Below are 6,586 nucleotides of genomic sequence, written 5' to 3'. Positions count from 1 at the left end.
GGTGGATGACAACGGCACCACCGCCAATGCGACGCTCGACGTAAACATCATCGACGACCTGCCAAAAGCGCTGAACGATTCCAACACCACCACCGCTTCGGAAAGCCAGCTCACACTGACCGGCAACGTCCTGACCAACGACGTACAAGGCGCCGACCGCGTGCCCACCGGCCCGGTCACCGCCGGCACCTTCACCGGTACCTACGGCACGCTGCAACTCAATGCCGACGGCACCTACACCTACACGCTGAACACCAACGATGCAGATTTCAAAAACCTGCACGGCGGTGGCAACGGCACCGAAACCTTCACCTACACCATCACCGATTCGGACGGCGATACCAGCACCGCCAATCTCGTCCTGCAGATCCATAACAACGACGATCCGGTGCTCCTCAACGGCCTCGACGTGAACGGTGGCGAACTCACCGTCTACGAAAAAAACCTCAGCGACGGCACCAGCCCCGATGCATCGGCCCTGACCCAGAGCGGTACCTTTACCGTGACCGCGCTTGACGGACTGCAAACCCTGACCGTGGGCGGCATCAATGTGGTGACGGGCGGTGTGGCCGCCGGTTTCCCGCAGTCGATTGTCACGCCGCTGGGCAGCACGCTGACCATCACCGGTTACAACCCGGCCACCGGCGTGGTGAGTTACAGCTACACCCTGGTCGATAACGAAACCCACCCGGACGGCAACGGCGCCAACAGCATCACCGAGAACTTCAACGTCGTCGCCACGGACACCGACGGCAGCAGCGCCAGCGGCCAGATCAACGTCAACATCGTCGATGACCTGCCAAGCGCTCATCCCGATGCTGCGTCTGTGGCGGAGGGCGGCACGGTCAGCGGCAATGTGCTGGACAACGACATTGGTGGCGCCGACGGCCCGGCCGTCACCGGCGCGGTAGTCGGCGTGCGCGCCGGCGGCGATACCTCGACCTCGGCGCTCGGCGGTCTGAACTCACAGATCAACGGCACCTACGGCTACCTGACCCTGGATGCCAACGGCAACGCGGTCTACCACAGCAATCCGAATACCGTGAACGGCCCCGGTGCGGTGGATGTGTTCACCTACACCGTGCGCGATTCCGACGGTGACGAAAGCACCACCACCATCACCATCGACGTCGCCAACAGCAAACTCTATGCGACCAGCGACACCGACGTCACCGTCTACGAAAAAGCCCTCGACCTGACCAAGGACGGCGCCGATCTGGCCCCCGGTACGGTCACCGGCAGCGATCCGACCAGCACCGGCGAAACCGCGTCCGGCACGCTGGTCGGCTCGGTCACCGGCGCTGTCGGAGCGATCAGCTATGCGCTGGTCGGCAGTGCCACCGGCAACTACGGGCAGATTGTGCTCAACCCCAACGGCACCTACACCTACACCCTGACATCGCCGGCGACCACCACGCCGCATGCCGACGACGGCGCCAACACCCTGACCGAAACCTTCACCTATCAGGCCACCGATTCGCTGGGCAACGTGGTCACCAGCACGATAGTCGTCAGCATTGTCGATGACGTGCCGAAAGCGGTGAATGACAACAACGCCAACACCGCCTCGGAAAGCCAGTTGACCCTGACCGGCAATGTGCTGACCAATGACGTGCAAGGCGCCGATGTGGTGCCGACCGGTCCGAATGCCGGCCCGATCACCCCGGCCACCATCGTCGGCACCTACGGCACGTTGGTGCTCAATGCCAACGGCACTTACACCTACACGCTGGACACCAACGATGCCGACTTCAAAAATCTGCACGGCGGTGGCAATGGCAGCGAAACCTTCACCTACACCCTGACCGATGCCGACGGCGACACCAGCACCGCCAACCTCGTCCTGCAGATCCACAACAACGACGATCCGGTGATCCTCAACGGCCTCGATGTGAACGGTGGCGAACTCACCGTCTACGAGAAAAACCTCAGCGACGGCACCAGCCCTAACCCGTCGGCGCTGACCCAGAGCGGCACCTTCACCGTCACCGCACTCGACGGTTTGCAAACCCTGACCGTCGGCGGCATCGCCGTGGTCACCAACGGCGTGGCCGCAGGCTTCCCGCAGTCGGTGGTGTCGCCGCTGGGCAGCACCTTCACCATCACCGGGTATAACGCCAGCACCGGCGTGGTCAGCTACAGCTACACCCTGGTCGACAACGAGGCTCACCCGACCGGCAACGGCGCCAACAGCCTCACCGAGAACTTCAACGTGGTCGCCACTGACACCGACGGCAGCACCGCCAGCGGCCAGATCAACGTCAACATCATCGACGACCTGCCGACCGCCAAGGCCGACACCGGCTCGGTGGCCGAGGGCGGGACGGTGAATGTCAGCGTGCTGGGCAATGACGTCACCGGTGCCGACGGCGCGGCGGCGGGCGGTGCGGTGGTGGGCGTGCGCGCTGGCGGCGACACCTCCAGCTCAGCGATCGGCGGCCTCAACAGCAACATCAACGGCGCCTACGGTTACCTGACCCTGGACGCGGCGGGCAACGCCATCTACCACAGCAACCCGAACTCGGTGAGCCCGCCGGGCGCCACTGACACCTTCACCTACACCATCCGCGACAGCGACGGTGATGAAAGCACCACCACGATCACCATCAACGTCGCCGACAGCAAGCTGGTGGCGTCGGTGGATCAGGACGTGACGGTCTATGAAAAAGCCCTCGACCTGACCAAGGACGGCCAGGATCTGGCCCCCGGCACGGTCACCGGCAGCGACCCGAGCAACACCGGCGAAACCGCCAGCGGCACCCTGGTCGGTGCGGTCACCGGCGGCAGCGGGGCGCTCACTTACACCCTGGTCGGCAGCGCCACCGGCATTTACGGTCAGATCCAGCTCAACGCCGACGGCACCTACACCTATACGCTGACCTCGGCACCGAAAACCACGCCGAACGCCAACGACGGCGCCAACACCCTGAGCGAAAGCTTCACCTACAAAGCCACCGACGCACTGGGCAACAGCACCACCAGCACCATCGTGGTGAACATTGTCGACGACGTGCCAAAAGCGGTGCCGTCGGATCGCTCGGTGGCCGCGGTGGAGATCGACTCCAACATCCTCATCGTGCTCGACATCTCCGGCAGTATGGCCGATGCCTCCGGCGTGCCGGGCCTGTCGCGGCTGGATCTGGCGAAGCAGGCGATCAGTGCCTTGCTCGACAAGTACGACGACCTCGGCGATGTGAAAGTGCAACTGGTGACCTTCAGCAGCAACGCGACCGACCGCACCTCGGTGTGGGTGGACATCGCCACGGCGAAAACCCTGCTGGCCGGCCTCAGCGCCGGTGGCGGCACCAACTACGATGCGGCCGTGGCGACGATGTACAACGCGTTCAACACCTCGGGCAAACTCACCGGGGCGCAGAACGTCGGCTACTTCTTCTCCGACGGCAAACCCAACGAGGGCGACATCGGCACTGCGGACGAAGCGACGCTGAAAAACTTCCTCGACGCCAACAACATCAAGAACTACGCGATCGGTCTGGGCAGCGGCGTGAGCAACGCCAACCTCGATCCGCTGGCCTATGACGGCATCAGCCACACCAATACCAACGCAGTGGTGGTCACCGACCTCAACCAGCTCAACTCGGTACTGTCCGGCACGGTGATGGGTGCGCCGGTCACCGGTACGCTGCTGGGCGAGGGCGGTAGCTTCGGCGCCGACGGTGGTTTCATCAAGTCGCTGGTGGTCGACGGCACCACTTACACCTTTGATCCGAAGGCCAACAGCGGGCAGGGCGGGCTGACCTTCAGCGGCGGCGCCAACCACGGCACCTTCAACACGGTGAACAACAGCGTCAGCATCGCCACCAGCAACGGCGGCACGCTGGTGGTCAACCTCGACACCGGCGACTACAACTACACCTCACAAAAAACCACCAGCGTGGTCATCACCGAAAACATCGGCTTCACCCTCAGCGACAACGACGGCGACCTCGCCAGCTCGACGCTGACCGTGAAAGTCATCCCCAATTCGCCACCGGTGGCGATGGACGATCACGTCATCACCAACGTGCTGTCGAGCAACATCACCGTGCCGGGCGAACTGTTGCTGGCCAACGACACCGACCCGAATGGCGACACGCTCAGCGCCTCGCCAACCAGCTTCAACACCGGTTGGGTGGCCAAGGGCGCGGACTTCACCGGCAGCGGTGCGATCACCTTCAACGGCACCAGTAACACCGCCGCCAATCAGGCCCTGGCCGATGTGCGCAATGCGTTCGCCGCCAACACCGCGGCGATGACGGCCGTGCTGGTGGTCAGCGGCTACCTCGGTGCGGTGACCAACGCCAATGCCAACGATGAAGACCTGATCACCGTCAAACTGAAACAGGGCGAAACCCTCAACCTCGATCACAACCTGGCGGCCGGGCACATCACGCTGGAGTATTCGCTCAACGGTGGCGCGTTCACCAGCATCGCCGATGGCGGCACCATCACCGCCGGCGCCGATGGCACCTATCAGATCCACGTCACCAACATCAGTAACACCAGCGGCGGCAACCCGAATGCGGCGGAAAACTACCAACTGACCATGACCGTCAACTACGCCGGCGCCCACGACGTCACGCCGGACTTCAATGGCACCTACACCGCCAACGACAACCACGGCGGCAGCGACACCGCCAACGTCAGCATCACCTATCAGGATGGCCACACCCTCACCGGCACCGCCGGCGACGACATTCTGGTGGCCGGTGCCGGCAACAACATCCTCAACGGCGGCGACGGCAACGACGTGCTGAGCGCCGGTTCCGGCAACAACGAGATGCACGGCGGTGCGGGCAACGACTTGCTCTACAGCGGCCCGGGCAACGACATTCTCGACGGCGGCAGCGGCATCGACACGGTCAGCTATGCCCACGCCACCGCCGGGGTCACGGTCAACCTCGGCCTGCTCGGTGCGCAAAACACCGTCGGCGCCGGTACCGACACCCTGACCGGCATCGAAAACCTCGTCGGCTCGAACTTCAACGACAGCCTCACCGGCGACAACAATAACAACGTGATCAACGGCGGCCTGGGCAACGACATCCTCAACGGCGGTGGCGGTGACGACCTGCTGATCGGCGGGATGGGCAACAACACCCTGACCGGCGGCGCGGGCGCCGATACCTTCCAGTACCTGAAGGGCAACAGCGGCCACGACACCATCACCGACTTCACCCCTGGCACCGACAAGCTCGACCTGTCGCAACTGCTGCAGGGCGAAAACGGCAGCACCGCCTCGCTGGATGACTACCTGCACTTCACCGTCACCGGCAGCGGCGCCTCGGTACTCACCAGCATCGACGTCAGCGCCCTGGCCGGCGCCACGCCAAACCAGACCATCGACCTGGCTGGCGTCAACCTCGCCAGCCACTACGGCGTAACGCCGGGGGCGGGCGGGGTGGTTGCCGGCGGGCATGATACGGCGACGATCATCAGCGGGATGCTCAATGATCACTCGCTGAAGGTGGATACCGTTTGACGGAGCGCTGAAACGACAAAACCCGCCGTCCCGATGCATCGGGGCCGGCGGGTTTTGTTTCCCCCCTGTAGGAGCTGCCGAAGGCTGCGATCTTTTGATCTTGTTTTTGCTTTTTGTCAGCTTCACCGCGCGGGTAAGGCCAACAGCAAAGATCAAAAGATCGCAGCCTCGTTGCACTCGTCAGCTCCTACACGGTTACCGGCGCAGATGAGATTAAGGTAGGAATGAGCCTGCTCGCGATGGCGCCCTCACAGTCGACCAATGCTCAACTGAACCCACCCAATCCCACTGTGGGAGCGAGCTTGCTCGCGAAGGCGGCAGACCAGACGCCATCAAAAATCAGGCTGATTCCCGACTCTGCATGCGCCGTTTAAATTACACAACCCGTTACGCCATAGGCCCTACAACGCCTTGCGCCGTTACCTACGCCTACGCCAGAATCCGCCGGCTTACATGGCTATGGGGCGGGCTATATCGTTTCCCTGTCACTGCCCATCAGTGACCGGGTTTAGTAGCCCGCATGGCATTAGTAAGTGCATCAGTCCCATTCAGTCAGGCTTATCCATGCCTGCACTCGATGGTGGTTGTGCGCAGGGCGCTCTTGAGCGCGCCGGCCTTGCTAATTCCTCCGGTCTACTAACCTGCGCACAGCCGCCACCCTTCTTTTAGTAGAGAACGGTCGCGGCCCTTGATCAGGAATTAGATATTTATGTTCAAAGCCACACCCAATCCCCCAGACGCCGATCCAATCCCCTACGACCCGGCCCTCGACCCACAGAAGATAAAACAGGCGACCGACCGTGCCATCAGCTTCTACCTCAACCCCGGCTCACTGAAGCTCTCCATCCCGTCGCGCAAGTCCAGCAGGATCTTCCTCGTCGACCCGGCAGTAGACGAAGAAACCCTGCTCATCGAAGCCTGCGAATCCCTGGCTGCCGCCAGTGACATGGCCCGCGATGTTGCCGATGTCATCGACAACCCACAACGCCGGGCGATGCTGATGCTGCATCAGGTGATCATGCTCAGCGAGCTGATGGTCAACCGGGTGCTCGATAGCCGCCGCGTCCCGAACTAACCACCCGGTACCCCTGTAGGAGCTGCCGC

General features: G+C 63.0%; 2 protein-coding genes. Both read left to right on the top strand.

The features are described from left to right. Positions 1-5,482 (top strand): Ig-like domain-containing protein (locus tag ACXR0M_RS27190; protein WP_458834686.1); only part of this gene is annotated, 5,482 nt, incomplete at its 5' end. 709 nt (positions 5,483-6,191) lie between these two features. Beyond that, the gene (locus ACXR0M_RS27185; RefSeq protein WP_458834685.1) at positions 6,192-6,557 is read left to right on the top strand and encodes a DUF6124 family protein; all 366 of its coding nucleotides are present in this window, start codon (positions 6,192-6,194) and stop codon (positions 6,555-6,557) included. Positions 6,558-6,586: the final 29 nt, after the last annotated feature.

Source organism: Pseudomonas sp. Eth.TT006 (genome assembly GCF_054456575.1).
The sequence above is the reverse complement of the archived record's forward strand: the minus strand, read 5'-3'. Positions and strand labels throughout refer to the sequence as shown.

Bases quoted from the DNA above. Each gene is read 5' to 3' on its own strand.
- ACXR0M_RS27185 (WP_458834685.1), top strand. From the start codon at position 6,192: ATGTTCAAAGCCACACCCAATCCCCCAGACGCCGATCCAATCCCCTAC.